General features: G+C 70.4%; 16 protein-coding genes. 9 read left to right on the top strand and 7 right to left on the bottom strand.

Translation table 11 applies throughout. From position 1 onward, the window contains the following. Positions 1-7: 7 nt before the first annotated feature. The 4 genes from HDC93_RS11800 to HDC93_RS39295 are packed head-to-tail and all read right to left on the bottom strand — an operon-like array spanning position 8 to position 3,701. Positions 8-325 carry a non-heme iron oxygenase ferredoxin subunit gene (locus HDC93_RS11800; protein WP_185009929.1) on the bottom strand — a complete coding sequence of 106 codons (318 nt, stop codon included), beginning with the start codon at positions 323-325 and terminating at the stop codon, positions 8-10. After that, positions 322-1,506 carry a Fe-S cluster assembly protein SufD gene (gene sufD / locus HDC93_RS11805; RefSeq protein WP_185009931.1) on the bottom strand — a complete coding sequence of 395 codons (1,185 nt, stop codon included), beginning with the start codon at positions 1,504-1,506 and terminating at the stop codon, positions 322-324. Before sufD ends, HDC93_RS11800 begins: the two co-directional genes overlap by 4 nt. 54 nt (positions 1,507-1,560) lie before the next feature. Beyond that, positions 1,561-2,982, bottom strand: coding sequence for a Fe-S cluster assembly protein SufB (gene sufB, locus HDC93_RS11810; protein WP_030852676.1), 1,422 nt, complete (start codon positions 2,980-2,982; stop codon positions 1,561-1,563). Beyond that, positions 2,979-3,701, bottom strand: coding sequence for an ArsR family transcriptional regulator (locus HDC93_RS39295; RefSeq protein ID WP_185009933.1), 723 nt, complete (start codon positions 3,699-3,701; stop codon positions 2,979-2,981). The genes sufB and HDC93_RS39295 overlap by 4 nt, the downstream gene beginning before the upstream one ends. A 161-nt stretch (positions 3,702-3,862) precedes the next feature. Between HDC93_RS39295 and HDC93_RS11820 the strand changes: the two genes are divergently transcribed. Genes HDC93_RS11820 through HDC93_RS11835 form a run of 4 tightly spaced genes read left to right on the top strand, consistent with a single transcriptional unit; the run spans position 3,863 to position 7,465 of the window. After that, a complete protein-coding gene (locus tag HDC93_RS11820; protein ID WP_185009935.1) occupies positions 3,863-4,657 on the top strand; it encodes an aminoglycoside N(3)-acetyltransferase in 795 nt (264 codons plus the stop codon). 49 nt (positions 4,658-4,706) lie between these two features. Then, positions 4,707-5,630, top strand: a complete 924-nt coding sequence (locus HDC93_RS11825; protein WP_185009937.1) for an ABC transporter ATP-binding protein — start codon at positions 4,707-4,709, stop codon at positions 5,628-5,630. Further along, positions 5,627-6,403, top strand: coding sequence for an ABC transporter permease (locus HDC93_RS11830; protein ID WP_185009939.1), 777 nt, complete (start codon positions 5,627-5,629; stop codon positions 6,401-6,403). Before HDC93_RS11825 ends, HDC93_RS11830 begins: the two co-directional genes overlap by 4 nt. A 54-nt stretch (positions 6,404-6,457) precedes the next feature. Then, on the top strand, positions 6,458-7,465 hold the full coding sequence (locus HDC93_RS11835; protein WP_185009940.1) for a heme A synthase: 1,008 nt from the start codon (positions 6,458-6,460) through the stop codon (positions 7,463-7,465). A gap of 121 nt (positions 7,466-7,586) precedes the next feature. On the opposite strand, the gene HDC93_RS11840 is transcribed toward HDC93_RS11835, so the two are convergent. The 3 genes from HDC93_RS11840 to HDC93_RS11850 form a co-directional block, all read right to left on the bottom strand. Then, positions 7,587-8,693, bottom strand: coding sequence for an amidohydrolase family protein (locus tag HDC93_RS11840; protein ID WP_185009942.1), 1,107 nt, complete (start codon positions 8,691-8,693; stop codon positions 7,587-7,589). 152 nt (positions 8,694-8,845) lie between these two features. Then, entirely contained in the window at positions 8,846-9,178 is a 333-nt protein-coding gene (locus HDC93_RS11845) for a hypothetical protein (RefSeq protein ID WP_185009944.1), read from the bottom strand. A gap of 66 nt (positions 9,179-9,244) precedes the next feature. Continuing rightward, entirely contained in the window at positions 9,245-10,162 is a 918-nt protein-coding gene (locus tag HDC93_RS11850; RefSeq protein ID WP_185009946.1) for a heme o synthase, read from the bottom strand. 383 nt (positions 10,163-10,545) lie between these two features. Between HDC93_RS11850 and tkt the strand changes: the two genes are divergently transcribed. From tkt to pgl, 5 genes are read left to right on the top strand one after another with little or no spacing between them, the layout of a single operon-like run. Further along, entirely contained in the window at positions 10,546-12,633 is a 2,088-nt protein-coding gene (tkt, locus tag HDC93_RS11855; protein ID WP_185009948.1) for a transketolase, read from the top strand. A 34-nt stretch (positions 12,634-12,667) separates the two neighbouring features. After that, a complete protein-coding gene (gene tal / locus HDC93_RS11860; protein ID WP_185009950.1) occupies positions 12,668-13,786 on the top strand; it encodes a transaldolase in 1,119 nt (372 codons plus the stop codon). Positions 13,787-13,790: 4 nt separating this feature from the next. Further along, complete coding sequence (zwf, locus tag HDC93_RS11865) at positions 13,791-15,314, top strand: glucose-6-phosphate dehydrogenase (RefSeq protein ID WP_185009952.1); 1,524 nt, start codon at positions 13,791-13,793, stop codon at positions 15,312-15,314. Further along, positions 15,311-16,411 (top strand): glucose-6-phosphate dehydrogenase assembly protein OpcA, encoded by a 1,101-nt coding sequence (gene opcA / locus HDC93_RS11870; RefSeq protein WP_185009954.1) that lies wholly within the window; start codon positions 15,311-15,313, stop codon positions 16,409-16,411. The genes zwf and opcA overlap by 4 nt, the downstream gene beginning before the upstream one ends. After that, the gene (pgl, locus tag HDC93_RS11875; protein WP_185009956.1) at positions 16,408-17,193 is read left to right on the top strand and encodes a 6-phosphogluconolactonase; all 786 of its coding nucleotides are present in this window, start codon (positions 16,408-16,410) and stop codon (positions 17,191-17,193) included. The genes opcA and pgl overlap by 4 nt, the downstream gene beginning before the upstream one ends. Positions 17,194-17,232: the final 39 nt, after the last annotated feature.

Consider the following 17,232-nt stretch of genomic DNA (forward strand, 5'->3'; position numbering starts at 1 on the left):
GGATGCCTCAGGACTCCTGGGTGAGGGAGACGAGCACGTCGTCCCCATCGATCTGTACGGGGTAAACGGGGACGGGGCGCGTCGCCGGAAGGGCGTCGGGCTTGCCGGAACGGAGGTCGAAGCGCGAGCCGTGCAGCCAGCACTCGATGTGACAGTCGTCGACCTCGCCCTCCGACAGGGAGACGTTGGCGTGCGAGCAGATGTCGTGGATCGCGAACACCTCGCCCTCGGTCTGCACGATGGACAGGGGCGTGCCGTCGAGTTCCACCCGTTTCGGGGTGTCCTCCTCCAGCTCGCTCAGTCCACAGGCGCGTACGAAGGTCATGCGACCGCCGCCTCCAGCTCCTCCTCGATCTTGGCGATCAGGCGCTCCTCGATGTCGGGGAGGCCGATCTGCTGGACCAGCTCGGCGAAGAAGCCGCGGACCACCAGCCGGCGGGCGTCCTGCTCCTGGATGCCGCGGGCCATGAGGTAGAAGAGCTGCTCGTCGTCGAAGCGGCCGGTCGCCGAGGCGTGGCCGGCGCCGACGATCTCGCCGGTCTCGATCTCGAGGTTCGGTACGGAGTCCACGCGCGCCCCGTCCGTGAGGACCAGGTTGCGGTTCATCTCGTACGTGTCCGTGCCCTCGGCCTTGGCCTCGATGAGCACGTCGCCGATCCACACCGCGTGCGCGTCCTCGCCCTGGAGCGCGCCCTTGTAGACGACGTTGGACTTGCAGTGCGGGACGTTGTGGTCGACCAGGAGGCGGTGCTCCTGGTGCTGGCCCTGGTCGGTGAAGTACAGGCCGAACAGCTCGGCCTCGCCGCCGGGACCGGCGTACTGCACGCGCGGGTGCAGTCGGACGACGTCGCCGCCGAAGGTGACGACGACCGACTTGAAGGAGGCGTCGCGGCCCACGAGCGCGTTGTGCTGCGCGACGTGGACGGCCTTGCCGTCCCAGTCCTGGACGGAGACGACGGTGAGCTTGGCGCCGTCGCCCAGGAGGTATTCGACGTTCGCGGCGAGCACCGCGTCGCCGGTGTGGTCGATGACCACGACGGCCTCGGCGAACGCGCCCAGTTCGATCACCTGGTGGCCGAAGGCGGTGCCGCCCTCGCCGTGCACCGAGATGCGGATGGGCTCGGTGAGGACGGTCTCCTTGGGGACGCTCACGACTCCGGCCTTCTCGAACGCCGAGTAGGCCTGGGCGGCGACGCGGTCGACCGGGGTGCCGGCCTTGCCGAGTCGCGCGTCGTCGCGGCCGACGGCCTCGACGGTGACGCCCTCGGGGGCCTGGACGTCGACCTTCACACCGTTGCCGTTCGCGACGGCGGTGCCGTCGTGCAGGCCGCGCAGGCGCTCCAGCGGGGTGAACCGCCACTCCTCCTCACGGCCGTGGGGGACGGGGAAGTCCGCCACGTCGAAGGAGGGGGGCGCGCTCATGCGCGTGGCGACGGTCGACTCCGCGGCGACCGCGATCGAGCCCGCGGTGGTGGATCCCACGGGGATGTTCTGGGCCTCAGCCATGGCTGTCGTAGTGCTCTCTTTCCTGAGGGGGACGTCTGCTGTCGAGGGGGCGGGTCAGCCGACCGCGCCCTCCATCTGCAGCTCGATCAGCCGGTTGAGCTCCAGCGCGTACTCCATGGGGAGCTCCTTGGCGATGGGCTCGACGAAGCCGCGCACGATCATCGCCATGGCCTCGAACTCGGTCATGCCGCGGCTCATCAGGTAGAAGAGCTGGTCCTCGGAGACCTTGGAGACGGTCGCCTCGTGGCCCATGGACACGTCGTCCTCGCGGACGTCCACGTAGGGGTAGGTGTCCGAACGGGAGATGGTGTCGACGAGCAGCGCGTCGCACAGCACGTTCGACTTGGAGCCCGGGGCGCCCTCGCCGATCTCGATCAGACCGCGGTAGGAGGTGCGGCCGCCGCCGCGCGCGACGGACTTCGAGACGATGTTGGACGACGTGTTCGGCGCCATGTGGACCATCTTGGCGCCCGCGTCCTGGTGCTGGCCCTCGCCGGCGAAGGCGATGGACAGGGTCTCGCCCTTGGCGTGCTCGCCCATCAGGTAGACGGCCGGGTACTTCATCGTCACCTTGGAGCCGATGTTGCCGTCGACCCACTCCATGGTCGCGCCCTCGTAGGCGACGGCGCGCTTGGTGACCAGGTTGTAGACGTTGTTCGACCAGTTCTGGATGGTCGTGTAGCGGCAGCGGGCGTTCTTCTTGACGATGATCTCGACGACCGCGGAGTGCAGCGAGTCCGACTTGTAGATCGGGGCGGTGCAGCCCTCGACGTAGTGCACGTAGGCACCCTCGTCGACGATGATCAGGGTCCGCTCGAACTGGCCCATGTTCTCCGTGTTGATACGGAAGTAGGCCTGCAGCGGGATCTCCACGTGGACGCCCGGCGGCACGTAGATGAAGGAGCCGCCCGACCACACGGCGGAGTTCAGCGACGCGAACTTGTTGTCGCCGACGGGGATGACCGTCCCGAAGTACTCCTTGAAGAGCTCCGGGTGCTCCTTCAGCGCGGTGTCGGTGTCGAGGAAGATGACGCCCTGCTCCTCCAGGTCCTCACGGATCTGGTGGTAGACGACCTCCGACTCGTACTGAGCGGCGACACCGGCGACGAGGCGCTGCTTCTCCGCCTCGGGGATGCCGAGCTTGTCGTACGTGTTCTTGATGTCCTCGGGCAGGTCCTCCCAGGACTCCGCCTGCTTCTCCGTGGAACGCACGAAGTACTTGATGTTGTCGAAGTCGATGCCGCTGAGGTCGGAGCCCCAGTTCGGCATGGGCTTCTTCTCGAACAGGCGCAGGCCCTTGAGGCGGAGCTTGGTCATCCACTCCGGCTCGCTCTTCTTGGCGGAGATGTCCCGGACGACGTCCTCGTCGATGCCGCGCTTGGCAGAGGCGCCGGCCGTGTCGGAGTCGGCCCAGCCGTACTCGTACTTGCCCAGGCCCTCCAGCTCGGGGTGGGCAGTCTCCGTGGGGAGAGTCATGCGGGGTTCCTCCCGGCCGTGCTTGCAGATGCGTTGTGGGAAATCTTGGGGATGAACGTCGTGCAGACGCCGTCGCCGTGCGCGATGGTGGCGAGCCGCTGTACGTGCGTACCGAGCAGCTCGGCGAAGAATTCCGTCTCCGCCTCGCACAATTGCGGGAACTGCTCGGCGACGTGGGCGACCGGGCAGTGGTGCTGGCAGAGCTGCTCACCCTTCTGCGGGTGAGGCGCACTGCGCGCCGTAGCAGCGTACCCGTCGGCACTCAGAGCCTTGGCCAGCGCTTCGGCCCGCTTCTCGGGCGGGACGCCCTCGACCGCGCGGCGGTAGGTGCCCGCCTGTGCGGCGATCCTGGCGCGGGCGAAGGCGGCGATCGCCTCGTCGCCTCCCTCGCGGTCGGCGATCCAGCGCAGGGCGTCCGCCGCGAGCGCGTCGTACGACTGGTCGAAGGCGTCCCGGCCGTAGTCCGTCAGGGCGAACACCTTGGCCGGCCGGCCGCGGGTCCGCGCGCCGTACACCCGCTGCTCGCGCGCCTCCACGACACCGTCGCCCGTGAGGGCGTCGAGATGCCGGCGCACGGCCGCCTGGGTGAGGCCCAGCCGCTCGGCGAGCTCGGCGACGGTCGAGGGGCCGTGGTCCAGGACGGACCGCGCGACCCGGTTGCGGGTGGACCGCTCCCCGGTCGCCAGCTCCTCGTGAGGTGCCTCGCCGACGTTTTTCACAACGCCATTGTTGCGTAATTCCTCCGGACCGGGCAAGCCACGTGTGCCGCGCACCACGGTGCCCTGCGTCACTTAGGTGAACCTAATCTGACCTGCGGAAACGATCTCTGATCGATCAAACCGGTGGCATGGGGCAGCCGCATCGGGGACACTCCGGAACCATGCCCACACCCCCTCCGACCGGCCCTCTTGTCACCCGCGAGACGCTCCGGACGCAGCTCGGCGAACTCGGGGTGAGCCCCGGCGAGACCCTCCTCGTGCACTCCTCCCTCAGCGTCCTCGGCTGGGTCAACGGCGGAGCCGTGGCGGTGGAGCAGGGACTGCTCGACGCGCTCGGCCCCGAGGGCACGCTCGTGGTCCCCACCCAGACCGGCGACCTGTCCGACCCGGCCCTGTGGAGCAACCCGCCCGTGCCCCCGGAATGGTGGGCGGCCATTCGCGCCACGATGCCCGCCTACGACCCGCGCACCACGCCCTCCCGAGGGGTCGGCGTCGTCCCGGAGACGGTGCGGACCTGGCCCGGCGCCCTGCGCAGCGCGCACCCACAGACCTCGTTCGCGGCGCTCGGCCCGCGCGCGGCTCAGGTGCTCGACGGGCACGCGCCCGACTGCCGGCTCGGCGAGCGCAGCCCGCTGGCGAAACTGGAGGCGATGGGCGCCCGGGTGCTGCTGCTCGGCGCCGGCTACGCCTCCTGCACGAGCTTCCACCTGGCCGAGTACCGGATCCCGTCCCCGATCGTCGCGGTGGGCCGCCCGGGCCCGGAAGGCTGGGAGACCGTGACCGAGGTGTCGATCAGCTCGGACCGTTTCGACGAGCTGGGCTACGACTTCAAACGGGACCGTCCCGTCGTACGCGGCAAGGTCGGGGCCGCCGAGGCGCGGCTGTTCCCGGTGAAGGACGCGGTGGACTACGCCGGACGGTGGCTCGCGGTGCACCGGCCGCGCGAGGAGGAGTAGCCGCACCCCCCGGTCCGGGCCCCCGCGCGCCTACCTAGACTCTGGACCCATGCGAAGTGAGCCCGTGGTCCAGGTCCAGGCCCTGGTGAAGCGGTACGGCACGAAGACCGCGGTGGACGGGCTCGACCTGGTGGCCCGGGCGGGTGTGACCGCCGTGCTCGGTCCCAACGGGGCGGGCAAGACGACCACGGTCGAGACCTGCGAGGGGTACCGGAAGCCGGATTCCGGCACGGTGCGCGTCCTGGGCCTCGACCCGGTGAGACAGTCCGCCGACCTGCGGCCCCGCATCGGCGTGATGCTCCAGTCCGGCGGCGTCTACTCGGGCTCCCGGGCCGACGAGATGCTCCGCCACGTCGCCAGGCTGCACGCGCACCCGCTGGACGTGGACGCGCTGATCGAGCGGCTGGGTCTCGGCTCCTGCGGCCGTACGACGTACCGGCGGCTGTCCGGCGGGCAGCAGCAGCGGCTCGCCCTGGCCATGGCCGTGGTCGGGCGACCGGAACTGGTCTTCCTCGACGAGCCCACCGCCGGGCTCGACCCCCAGGCCCGCCACGCCACCTGGGACCTCGTCCGGGACCTGCGCGCGGACGGCGTCTCGGTGATCCTCACCACCCACTCCATGGACGAGGCCGAGCAGCTCGCCGACGACGTGGCGATCATCGACGCCGGCCGGGTCATCGCCCACGGTTCCCCGGAGGAGCTGTGCCGGGGCGGCGCCGAGAACACGCTCCGCTTCACGGGCCGGCCCGGCCTCGACGTGGGCTCGCTGCTGAAGGCCCTGCCCGCCGACTGCTCGGCCGCCGAGCTGACGCCGGGTTCCTACCGGGTCGTCGGCAAGATCGACCCGCAACTGCTCGCCACGGTCACCTCCTGGTGCGCCCAGCACGGCGTGATGCCGGAGAGGATCTCGGTGGAGCGCCACACCCTTGAGGACGTCTTCCTGGAGCTCACCGGCAAGGAGCTGCGCTCATGACCGCCACCGGCACCGGGATGTACACGCCGAGGCCCGGCGCGGCCCCGCTCTCCCGCATGATCGCGTCCCAGGCCGCGCTCGAGACGAAGATGCTGCTGCGCAACGGCGAGCAGCTGCTGCTGACCGTCGTCATCCCGACCCTGCTCCTGGTGCTCTTCAGCACCGTGGACATCGTCGACACCGGCGCCGGCGAGGCGGTCGACTTCCTCGCGCCCGGCATCCTCGCGCTCGCGGTGATGTCGACGGCGTTCACCGGCCAGGCCATCGCCACCGGCTTCGAGCGCCGCTACGGCGTGCTGAAGCGGCTCGCGTCCTCGCCCCTGCCCCGCTGGGGCCTGATGACGGCGAAGACGCTGTCCGTCCTGGTCACCGAGATCCTCCAGGTGATCCTGCTGACGGTGATCGCCTTCGCCCTCGGCTGGTCGCCGCAGGGCAACCCGGTCGCGGTCCTGCTGCTCCTGGTCCTCGGCACGGCGGCCTTCTCGGGCCTGGGCCTGCTGATGGCAGGGACGCTGAAGGCCGAGGCGACGCTGGCCGCGGCCAACCTGGTGTTCCTGCTGCTGCTCGTCGGCGGCGGGGTCATCGTGCCGCTGGACAAGTTCCCCGCCGGCGCGCAGGACGTGCTGGGCCTGCTGCCGATCGCGGCCCTGTCCGACGGGCTGCGGGACGTGCTCCGGCATGGCGCCGGGATGCCCTGGGGCGACCTCGGGATCCTGGCCGTGTGGGCGGTCGTGGGGCTGGCGGCGGCCGGGAAGTTCTTCCGCTGGGAGTAGGGCAGGTGTCCTGTGACGGACCCTCGTGAAAGCGTGCACAAGCGGCGGCTTACGATGGTTCGCGTGCCAAACGTGACCCGCGCCGACGCCAAGGCCGCCCTGCGCAACCCGCTCGCCTTCATCGCCGAGCGCTGGACCCCGGAACCCCGGACGGTCCGGCGCGCGGCCCTCACCGCGCTGCTGATGTCGGTGATCATCGTCGTCACCGGTGGCGCGGTGCGGCTGACCGGCTCGGGCCTGGGCTGCCCGACCTGGCCCAAGTGCACCGACGACTCGCTCACCGCCACCAGCGAGATGGGCTTCCACGGCGCCATCGAGTTCGGCAACCGCATGCTGACGTACGTGCTGTGCGCCGCGGTCGGCTGGGCGATCATCGCCGCGCGCTCGCAGAAGCCGTACCGGCGCGGCCCGGTCCGGCTGGGCTGGGCGCAGTTCTGGATCGTGATGAGCAACGCGATCCTCGGCGGCATCGTGGTGCTGGTCGGCCTCAACCCGTACACGGTCGCGGCGCACTTCGTGGCGACGTCCGCGCTCATCGCGGTGGCCGCGGTGATGTGGCAGCGCACCCGGGAGGGCGACGCGGCGCCGCGCCCGCTGGTCGGCAAGGCCGTGCAGCAGCTGGTGTGGTTCCTGGTCGCGGCGGCCGTCCTGCTCATCCTGGTCGGCACCGTCGTCACCGGCGCGGGCCCGCACGCGGGCGACTCCAGCGAGGTCGAGCGGATGCCGGTCGACTGGGAGACGGTGAGCAAGCTGCACGCCGTGCTGGCGTGGATCGTGGTGACGCTGACGTTCGCCCTGTGGTTCGTCCTCAAGGCGGTCGACGCGCCCAGGAACCCGCTGAACCGCACCCGCGAGCTGTTCCTGATCCTGCTCGCGCAGGGCGTCATCGGCTACGTCCAGTACTTCACGGACCTGCCCGAGGTGCTGGTCGGCCTGCACATGCTCGGCTCGGCCGTGATGTGGATCTGGGTGCTGCGGGTGGTGCTGTCGCTCCGGGAGCGGCCCGAGCTCACGGCCGACGTGCCCGGACCCGCGGCCGAGGCGTCCCTGACCAAGGCGTAGGGCCCACCGTGACCGAGGCCTTGGCCGACCATGACCAAGGCCTTGGTGCCGACTCTGACCAGGGCTTGGTGCCGCCCCTGACCGAGGCCGCGAAATCCCGCCCGCCCCGTGGCGACGCCTACTAGTCGAGCCCGTACACCCGCCGCGCGTTCCCCGACGCCAGCATGCCCGCCACCCGCTGTGCGTCGGCGAGTGACCAGGCGCCCTCGGCCACCCAGGTGCCGAGCACGCAGCCGAGGGCCTCACGGAACAGGCGGGCGCCCACCACGTGCAGTTCGGGCAGGCCCTGAGCCCCGGTGGAGAAGAGGATCTTGCCGAACGGGGCCAGCTCCAGGGTCTCCGCGAGGACGGTCGCGGCCCGGGCGCCCGTGCGGGCCAGGGCGGCGCCGCAGTCGACGTGGAGGTGCGGGAAGACACCGGCGAGATGGGCGGCGTGCCGGTGGTACGGGTAGCCGTGCAGCAGCACGAGGTCCGTGCCCAGGCCGGCCGTGGCCCGCACGAAGTCCGTCAGCAGCACCGGGTCCGTGCGGTCGATCCGCAGCCCCGGCGCGCCCAGCCCCGCGTGCAGTTGGAGCGGCAGGCCGGAGGCGACGGCGCTCCACAGCAGATGCCGCAGCAGCACCGGGTCGCTCAGCTCCCCGCCGACCCCGCGCCCGGCGAGCCAGCGGCCGGCCGCCCCGCGCACCTCCCCCGGCCCGGGCGGCTCCGGCGCGAGCGCGAGGCCGTGCCGTACGCCCGCGACCGAGGTGAAGGCGACGGCGCCGGCGGCGGCCGCGTGCACCGACTCGGCGAGGTTGGCGAGGAAGGACTCGACGGTCCCGGAGGTGTCGGCGACCTGCTCCGCGAGGAGTTCCAGACGCACGATCTCGCGGGCCTCGGCGGCTCCGGCGGAGGCCAGCTCGCCGGGTTCCGTCAGATCGCCGGGGAGGCCGGTGTCGACCAGGTACGTGGTGATGCCGCTGCCGCGCAGGAGCCGGCGGCCGGACTCCAGGACGCCCAGTTCCCGGCGTCGGCCCAGGTAGCGGGCGGGCGTGCAGTGCGGTTCCAGGCCGAGCAGGGGCGGGCACCAGCGCCGCACGGCGAAGCCGGTCTGGGTGTCGAAGAGAGTGGTGCCGGGGGCGGGTGGGCCCTCGGTGCGGCTGAGGTGGGCCTCGAAGGTGCCGAGGCCCAGCTCGGTGCGGAGCACTCCGTGACAGTACTGGTCCACCAGTGACGGCGTTTCGATCATCCGGGCCTCCCGGTCGGACCCTGTTGCTCTCAAGGGTCCTAACGGGTGAACCGGGTTCGAGGTCGCGGTCCCCATGGAGGGTGCGGGTGTTCTGGCGGCCACGGGCCGCCCGTGGCTGATCGCGCAGTTCCCCGCGTCCCCAAAAGAACGGGTCAGTCGTTCTTGGGGCCGCCTACCTGGATCCCGGCCATCCGGCTCCACTCGTAGCGGCCCGTCTTCACCTTCGCCGCGAATTCGCCGTCGAAGGCCTCGTGGGTCGTGATGCCCGACTTCTCCACGGCCTGCACGGCGATCTCGTGGGAGGGAGCGACCAGGTCGCCCCAGTTGCCGTCCTCGCCGACCAGGACGATGCGGGCGCCGCGCTCGCCGATGTAGGCGACCTGGCCCTCGGCGCCGCCGTGGGCCTTGGAGAAGGAGGAGATCTGCTTGGCCAGCCGGGCCACCTTGCGCTCGGCCTTCGGGTCAACCTGCTGCGTGTCTGCCATGGCCAGGATGCTACTCACGAGTAGATCGACTGGCGAGGGCAGGGGCCTGTGACGTACGTCAGTGCGTCAGCTCAGGAACGGGTCGACCGCGACCGCCACGAACAGCAGCGAGACGTAGGTGATCGACCAGTGGAACAGGCGCATCTCCTTCAACTTCGCGCCCGTCACCTCCGCTTTCGCGCGGTTCTGCAGGCCGTGCGCCTCCCAGAGCCAGAAGCCGCCCGCCAGCAGCGCGACCGAGGTGTAGAACCAGCCGGTGTAGCCGAGCGGGGTCAGCAGGAGCGAGACGGCGACCATGACCCAGCTGTAGATCACGATCTGCTTGGCGACCACCTTGTTGGAGGCGACCACCGGCAGCATGGGCACACCCACGCGCGCGTAGTCCTCCTTGACCTTCATGGACAGCGGCCAGTAGTGCGGCGGCGTCCAGAAGAACATGACCATGAAGAGGATGACCGGCGCCCACGACATCGAGTTCGTGACCGAGGACCAGCCGATCAGCACCGGCAGGCAGCCGGCGATGCCGCCCCACACGATGTTCTGCGAGGTACGGCGCTTGAGGATCATCGTGTAGACGACCACGTAGAAGAGGAGCGCGCCGAGGGCGAGCCAGGCGCTCAGCCAGTTCACCGTGAGGCCGAAGAGCAGGGTGGACGTGATGGCCAGGGTGATGCCGAAGGCCAGGCACTCGCGCGGGCTGACCATGCCGGTGACCAGCGGGCGCTGCGAGGTGCGGTCCATCAGCGCGTCGATGTCGCGGTCGATGTACATGTTGAGCGCGTTGGCGCCGCCCGCGGACAGGTAGCCGCCGACGCACGTCAGCAGCACCAGCGTCAGGTCGGGCACGCCCTGCTGCGCCAGGAACATCACCGGTACCGTCGTGATCAGCAGCAGTTCGATGATCCGCGGCTTGGTGAGAGCCACGAATGCCATGACACGGGCCCCGAGCGGCCGGTGGGCCGGGCTCTGGTCCGTCCCGGTCATCCCCGCTGGACGGGATTCAACGGCCGTCACGCACACCCCTACAGAGACATCCCAGCAAGCCTCACCGCTGTGAAGTCCCGGTAAAGGCTCGCGCGTACCACGCCACTTTAGACGTTGCCCAGACTCGGACATTCGCGGGGGTCGGGTCGTGTTGGCGGACACCTTCCGAAGGGCGCGTCGAAGCTCGATTGAGCACCCGGATGAGCGGCTCCGTATTCACCTGTCGAATGCGGTACGGCCCAGTCAGGAGGCGGATCGGGATCCGTCCCGGCACTCTGGAGTGACTCGAAAAAACGCACGTCCCACGGGGGTAGGCTCGACTGCGGCCGGTGGGCGCCCCGATACACCGGCATCCGACATGTGGAGAGGAGCCCTGACCCAGGGTGAGCACCAAGCCGACCACCACAGACCTCGAGTGGACCGAGTTGGACCAGCGGTCCGTCGACACCGCGCGTGTCCTGGCCGCCGATGCCGTACAGAAGGTCGGTAACGGCCATCCGGGTACGGCGATGAGCCTGGCGCCTGCCGCCTACACCCTCTTCCAGAAGGTGATGCGGCACGACCCGGCGGACGCCGACTGGGTCGGGCGGGACCGCTTCGTGCTGTCCGCCGGCCACTCGTCCCTGACCCTCTACACCCAGCTGTACCTGGCCGGCTTCGGCCTGGAGCTGGACGACCTGAAGTCCTTCCGCACCTGGGGCTCGAAGACCCCCGGCCACCCCGAGTACGGGCACACGACCGGTGTGGAGACGACGACCGGGCCGCTCGGCCAGGGTGTCGCCAACGCGGTGGGCATGGCGATGGCCGCCCGCTACGAGCGCGGCCTGTTCGACCCGGAGGCCGCCGAGGGCGAGTCGCCGTTCGACCACTTCATCTACTGCATCGCCGGTGACGGCTGCCTCCAGGAGGGCATCTCCTCCGAGGCCTCGTCCCTCGCGGGCCACCAGAAGCTCGGCAACCTGATCCTGCTGTGGGACGACAACCACATCTCGATCGAGGGCGACACCGAGACGGCCGTCTCCGAGGACACGGTGAAGCGGTACGAGGCCTACGGCTGGCACGTGCAGCGTGTGGAGCCGAAGCCCGACGGCGACCTGGACCCGGCCGCGATCTTCGAGGCGATCCAGAAGGCCAAGGCCGTCACGGACCGGCCGTCGTTCATCGCGATGCGCTCGATCATCGCCTGGCCGGCCCCGAACGCGCAGAACACCGAGGCCGCGCACGGCTCGGCGCTCGGCGACGACGAGGTCGCGGCGACCAAGCGGGTCCTGGGCTTCGACCCGGAGCAGTCCTTCGAGGTCTCCGACGAGGTCATCACGCACACCCGCAAGGCACTGGAGCGGGGCCAGGCGGCCCGCGCGGTGTGGGAGAAGGCCTACCAGCAGTGGCGGGACAACAACCCCGAGCGCGCCGCGGAGTACGACCGCATCGCCAAGGGTGAGCTGCCCACCGGCTGGGAGGAGAAGATCCCGGTCTTCGAGGTCGGCAAGGGCGTGGCCACGCGTGCCGCCTCCGGCAAGGTGCTGCAGGCCCTCGGCGGGGTCATCCCGGAGCTGTGGGGCGGCTCGGCCGACCTGGCCGGCTCCAACAACACCACGATCGACAAGACCAGCTCCTTCCTCCCGGCGGACAACCCGCTGCCGGAGGCGGACCCGTACGGCCGCACGATCCACTTCGGTATCCGCGAGCACGCGATGGCCGCGGAGATGAACGGCATCGCGCTGCACGGCAACACCCGCATCTACGGCGGCACCTTCCTGGTGTTCTCCGACTACATGCGCAACGCGGTGCGGCTGTCGGCGCTGATGCACCTTCCGGTGACGTACGTGTGGACGCACGACTCCATCGGCCTCGGCGAGGACGGGCCGACGCACCAGCCGGTCGAGCACCTGGCCGCGCTGCGCGCGATCCCGGGCCTGAACCTCGTGCGTCCGGCCGACGCCAACGAGACCGCCATCGCCTGGCGCGAGATCCTGGCTCGCTGGACGAAGGAGTTCGGCAAGGGGCAGCCGCACGGTCTGGCGCTGACCCGTCAGGGCGTTCCGACGTACGAACCCAACGAGGATGCGGCCAAGGGTGGTTACGTCCTGTTCGAGGCCGACGGCGGCGAGCCCGAGGTCATCCTGATCGCCACCGGCTCGGAGGTGCACGTCGCCGTCGAGGCCCGTGAGCAGCTCCAGGGCGCCGGCGTGCCCACGCGTGTGGTGTCCATGCCGTCGGTCGAGTGGTTCGAGCAGCAGGACCAGGGGTACCGGGACAGCGTCCTGCCGCCGTCCGTCCGGGCCCGTGTCGCGGTGGAGGCCGGTATCGGTCTCACGTGGCACAAGTACGTGGGGGACGCCGGCCGCATCGTTTCCCTGGAGCACTTCGGTGCTTCGGCCGACGGCAAGGTCCTTTTCCGCGAGTTCGGCTTCACTCCCGAGAACGTGGCTGCCGCCGCGCGGGAATCGATCGCCGCAGCTCAGCGCTGACGCTTATACACGACACGTAGGAGATGGAATTTCCATGACAGACGCACTCAAGCGCCTCTCCGAGGAAGGCGTGGCGATCTGGCTGGACGACCTGTCGCGCAAGCGGATCACGTCCGGCAACCTCGCCGAGCTGATCGACCAGCAGCACGTCGTGGGCGTCACCACCAACCCGTCGATCTTCCAGAAGGCGATCTCGCAGGGCGACGGCTACGACACGCAGCTGACCGACCTCGCCGCCCGCAGGGTCACCGTCGAAGAGGCCATCCGCATGATCACGACGGCGGACGTGCGTGACGCCGCCGACATCCTGCGCCCGGTCTACGACGCCACCGGCGGCAAGGACGGCCGGGTCTCGATCGAGGTCGACCCGCGCCTGGCGCACAACACGCGGGCGACGGTCGCCGAGGCCAAGCAGCTAGCCTGGCTGGTGGACCGGCCCAACACGCTCATCAAGATCCCGGCGACCGAGGCGGGCATCCCGGCCATCGCCGAGACCATCGGCCTGGGCATCAGCGTCAACGTCACGCTGATCTTCTCGCTGGAGCGCTACCGCCTGGTCATGGACGCGTTCCTGACCGGTCTGGAGAAGGCCAAGGAGCGCGGCCTGGACCTGTCGCAGATCCACTCCGTGGCGTCGTTCTTCGTGTCCCGCGTGGACACCGAGATCGACAAGCGGATCGACGCGCTGGGCACCGACGAGGCCAAGGCCGCGCGCGGCAAGGCCGGAGTCGCCAACGCCCGGCTGGCCTACCAGGCGTACGAGGAGGTCTTCTCCTCGGACCGCTGGAGCGCTCTGGAGAAGGCGGGCGCCAACAAGCAGCGTCCGCTGTGGGCGTCCACCGGCGTCAAGGACAAGGCGTACAAGCCCACCCTGTACGTCGACGAGCTGGTCGCTCCCAACACGGTGAACACCATGCCGGAGGCGACCCTGTTCGCCACCGAGGAGCAGGGCGAGATCCGCGGCAACGCCGTCGCCGGCACCTACGAGCAGGCCCGCGCCGACCTCGACGCGGTCGAGAAGCTCGGGATCAAGTACGACGACGTGGTCCAGCTGCTGGAGGAGGAGGGCGTCGAGAAGTTCGAGGCGTCCTGGACCGACCTGCTGAAGTCGACCGAGGCCGAGCTCAAGCGCCTCGCCCCCTCGGAGGGCTGAACAGGTGTCGAGCAGCAACCCGCTGCGTGACCCCGCGGACCGGCGGCTCCCGCGTATCGCGGGGCCGTCGGGCCTGGTCATCTTCGGCGTCACGGGGGACCTGTCCCGCAAGAAGCTCATGCCCGCCGTGTACGACCTCGCCAACCGGGGTCTGTTGCCGCCGGGCTTCTCGCTGGTGGGCTTCGCCCGCCGCGAGTGGGCGCACGAGGACTTCGCGCAGGAAGTGCACGACGCGGTCAAGGAGCACGCCCGCACGCCCTTCCGCGAGGAGGTCTGGCAGCAGCTCATCCAGGGCATGCGCTTCGTGCAGGGCACGTTCGACGACGACGACGCGTTCGAGCGGCTGCGCTCCACGATCGACGAGCTCGACAAGGCACAGGGCACGGGCGGCAACTTCGCCTTCTACCTGTCCGTGCCGCCGTCGGCCTTCCCGGTGGTCATCCAGCAGCTGAAGAAGCACCAGCTGGCCGACCAGACCGGCGGCTCCTGGCGGCGTGCGGTCATCGAGAAGCCGTTCGGCCACGACCTCGCCTCGGCGGAGGAGCTCAACAAGGTCGTCCACGAGGTCTTCGCCCCCGACCAGGTCTTCCGCATCGACCACTACCTGGGCAAGGAGACCGTCCAGAACATCCTGGCGCTGCGCTTCGCCAACACGATGTTCGAGCCGATCTGGAACCGGTCCTTCGTGGACCATGTGCAGATCACCATGGCCGAGGACATCGGCATCGGCGGCCGGGCCGGCTACTACGACGGAATCGGCGCCGCCCGTGACGTCATCCAGAACCACCTGCTCCAGCTCATGGCGCTGACGGCCATGGAGGAGCCGGCCTCCTTCGACGCGGACGCGCTGGCGGCCGAGAAGACCAAGGTCCTCGGCGCCGTGCGGCTGCCGAAGGACATGGGCCGGGACACCGTGCGCGGTCAGTACGCCGCGGGCTGGCAGGGCGGCACCAAGGTGCGCGGCTACCTCGAGGAGGACGGCATCAACGCCTCCTCGAAGACCGACACCTACGCCGCGATCAAGCTGGAGATCGACAACCGCCGCTGGGCGGGGGTCCCCTTCTATCTGCGCACCGGCAAGCGGCTGGGCCGGCGCGTGACGGAGATCGCCGTCGTCTTCCAGCGGGCCCCGCACTCCCCCTTCGACTCCACGGCCACCGAGGAACTCGGCTCCAACGCGATCGTCATCCGCGTCCAGCCGGACGAGGGCGTCACGGTCCGCTTCGGCTCGAAGGTGCCGGGCACCTCGATGGAGATCCGGGACGTGTCGATGGACTTCGCGTACGGCGAGTCCTTCACGGAGTCCAGCCCGGAGGCGTACGAGCGTCTGATCCTGGACGTTCTGCTCGGTGACTCCAACCTCTTCCCGCGTACCGAGGAGGTCGAGCTGTCCTGGGAGATCCTCGACCCGATCGAGCGGTACTGGGACAAGCACGGCAAGCCCGCCCAGTACCAGGCCGGTACCTGGGGGCCCGTCGAGGCGGACGAAATGCTCGAGCGACACGGACGGAGCTGGCGCCGGCCATGAAGATAGACCTCACGGACACCACGGCCAGCAAGGTCAACAAGGCGCTGGTCCAGGGCCGCCGGGCGATCGGCACCCCGGCGGTCGGCATGGTGCTCACGCTGGTCATCGTGACGGACGAGGAGAACGCCTACGACGCGCTGAAGGCCGCGAGCGACGCCTCGCACGAGCATCCCGCCCGCACGCTCGTGGTCATCAAGCGTGTCTCCCGCTCACCGCGTGACCGTACGCAGTCCCGCCTCGACGCGGAGGTCCGGGTCGGCGCGGACGCCGGCTCCGGCGAGACGGTGGTGCTCCGGCTGTACGGCGAGGTCGTCGACCACGCCCAGTCGGTGGTGCTGCCGCTGCTGCTGCCGGACGCCCCGGTGGTGGTGTGGTGGCCGGTGAACGCGCCGCTCGACCCGGCGAAGGACCCCCTGGGTGCCCTCGCGCAGCGCCGCGTCACCGACACGTACGCCTCCGAGCAGCCGGTACGGGATCTGGCCACCCGCTCCCGGGCCTACACCCCCGGCGACACGGACCTGTCCTGGACCCGCATCACGCCCTGGCGTTCCATGCTGGCGGCGGCCCTCGACCAGGTCACCTGCGAGGTGCGGGCCGTCGAGGTGGAGGGCGAGGAGTTCAACCCGAGCTGTGAGCTGCTGGCGATGTGGCTCGCGGACCGGCTGGACGTCCCCGTGAAGCGGTCGCTGTCCAGTGGGCCCGGTCTGACGGCGGTCCGGATGGACACCAACTGCGGCCCGATCAAGCTGGACCGGGCCGACGGCTCCCTGGCGACACTCTCCATCGAGGGCCAGCCGGACCGGGCGGTGGCGCTCAAGCGCCGGGAGACCGCCGAGCTGATGGCGGAGGAGCTGCGCCGCCTGGACCCGGACGACACCTACGCCTCCGCGCTGCGGTACGGGGTGGACCGGCTGAAGTCCTCGTCGTCGGTGCCGTCGGTGTCGTCGGTGCCCAAAAGTGAGGGGCGAGCAGGACTCGCCCTCCCCGCTCCCGTTGAAAGGGCTGCGAAAGCACCCGCTTCGGCAGCGACGGCGCAGGCACCGGTGAGGCGGGAACCGCCCGAGCTGGAACCGGTACGGAAGGCGACGAAGAAGTGAGTACGGCACCGCAGCTGGTCGTGCACCGCGACAAGGAGCTGATGGCGCAGGCCGCGGCGGCGCGGCTGATCACCAGGATCGTGGACGCGCAGGCCTCCCGGGGCTCGGCGTCCGTGGTCCTGACGGGCGGCCGCAACGGCAACGGCCTGCTGGCCGCGCTGGCCGCGGCGCCCGCCCGGGACGCGATCGACTGGAGCCGGATCGACCTCTGGTGGGGCGACGAGCGGTTCCTGCCCGAGGGTGACCCCGAGCGCAACGTCACCCAGGCGAGGGAGGCTCTCCTCGACTCGGTGCCGCTCGATCCGAAGCGGGTGCACGCGATGCCCGCGTCGGACGGGCCGCACGGCACCGACGTGGACGCGGCGGCCGCCGCGTACGCGGAGGAACTGGCAGCGGCGGCGGGCCCGGAGAACCACGGGCCCGTGCCCACGTTCGACGTGCTGATGCTGGGCGTCGGACCGGACACGCATGTCGCGTCGCTGTTCCCGGAGCTGCCGGCGGTCAGGGAGACCGACCGCACGGTGGTCGGCGTCCACGGCGCGCCCAAGCCGCCGCCGACCCGGGTGACGCTGACGCTGCCGGCGATCCGGGCGGCCCGGGAGGTATGGCTGCTTGCCGCCGGTGAGGACAAGGCCCAGGCCGCGGCGATCGCCCTGTCGGGAGCCGGAGAGATCCAGGCTCCGGCGGCGGGGGCGTACGGCAGGAGCCGGACCCTGTGGCTCCTGGACGGGGCGGCGGCTTCCCGGCTGCCGCGTTCGCTGTATCCACCGGCATCACCGTGAACGTTTTCGGGCCCCCACTTCACAGCGAAGTGGGGGCCC

It is taken from the genome of Streptomyces sp. AK010, assembly GCF_014207295.1.
In the GTDB taxonomy this organism is placed as follows: domain Bacteria; phylum Actinomycetota; class Actinomycetes; order Streptomycetales; family Streptomycetaceae; genus Streptomyces; species Streptomyces massasporeus.

Coding starts and splice junctions, on each gene's coding strand:
- tal (WP_185009950.1), top strand. CDS start 12,668: ATGACAGACGCACTCAAGCGCCTCTCCGAGGAAGGCGTGGCGATCTGG.
- sufD (WP_185009931.1), bottom strand. CDS start 1,506: ATGGCTGAGGCCCAGAACATCCCCGTGGGATCCACCACCGCGGGCTCG.
- sufB (WP_030852676.1), bottom strand. CDS start 2,982: ATGACTCTCCCCACGGAGACTGCCCACCCCGAGCTGGAGGGCCTGGGC.
- HDC93_RS11845 (WP_185009944.1), bottom strand. CDS start 9,178: ATGGCAGACACGCAGCAGGTTGACCCGAAGGCCGAGCGCAAGGTGGCC.
- HDC93_RS11840 (WP_185009942.1), bottom strand. CDS start 8,693: ATGATCGAAACGCCGTCACTGGTGGACCAGTACTGTCACGGAGTGCTC.
- HDC93_RS11825 (WP_185009937.1), top strand. CDS start 4,707: ATGCGAAGTGAGCCCGTGGTCCAGGTCCAGGCCCTGGTGAAGCGGTAC.
- HDC93_RS11830 (WP_185009939.1), top strand. CDS start 5,627: ATGACCGCCACCGGCACCGGGATGTACACGCCGAGGCCCGGCGCGGCC.
- opcA (WP_185009954.1), top strand. CDS start 15,311: ATGAAGATAGACCTCACGGACACCACGGCCAGCAAGGTCAACAAGGCG.
- HDC93_RS11835 (WP_185009940.1), top strand. CDS start 6,458: ATGGTTCGCGTGCCAAACGTGACCCGCGCCGACGCCAAGGCCGCCCTG.
- HDC93_RS11800 (WP_185009929.1), bottom strand. CDS start 325: ATGACCTTCGTACGCGCCTGTGGACTGAGCGAGCTGGAGGAGGACACC.
- HDC93_RS11820 (WP_185009935.1), top strand. CDS start 3,863: ATGCCCACACCCCCTCCGACCGGCCCTCTTGTCACCCGCGAGACGCTC.
- HDC93_RS11850 (WP_185009946.1), bottom strand. CDS start 10,162: ATGACCGGGACGGACCAGAGCCCGGCCCACCGGCCGCTCGGGGCCCGT.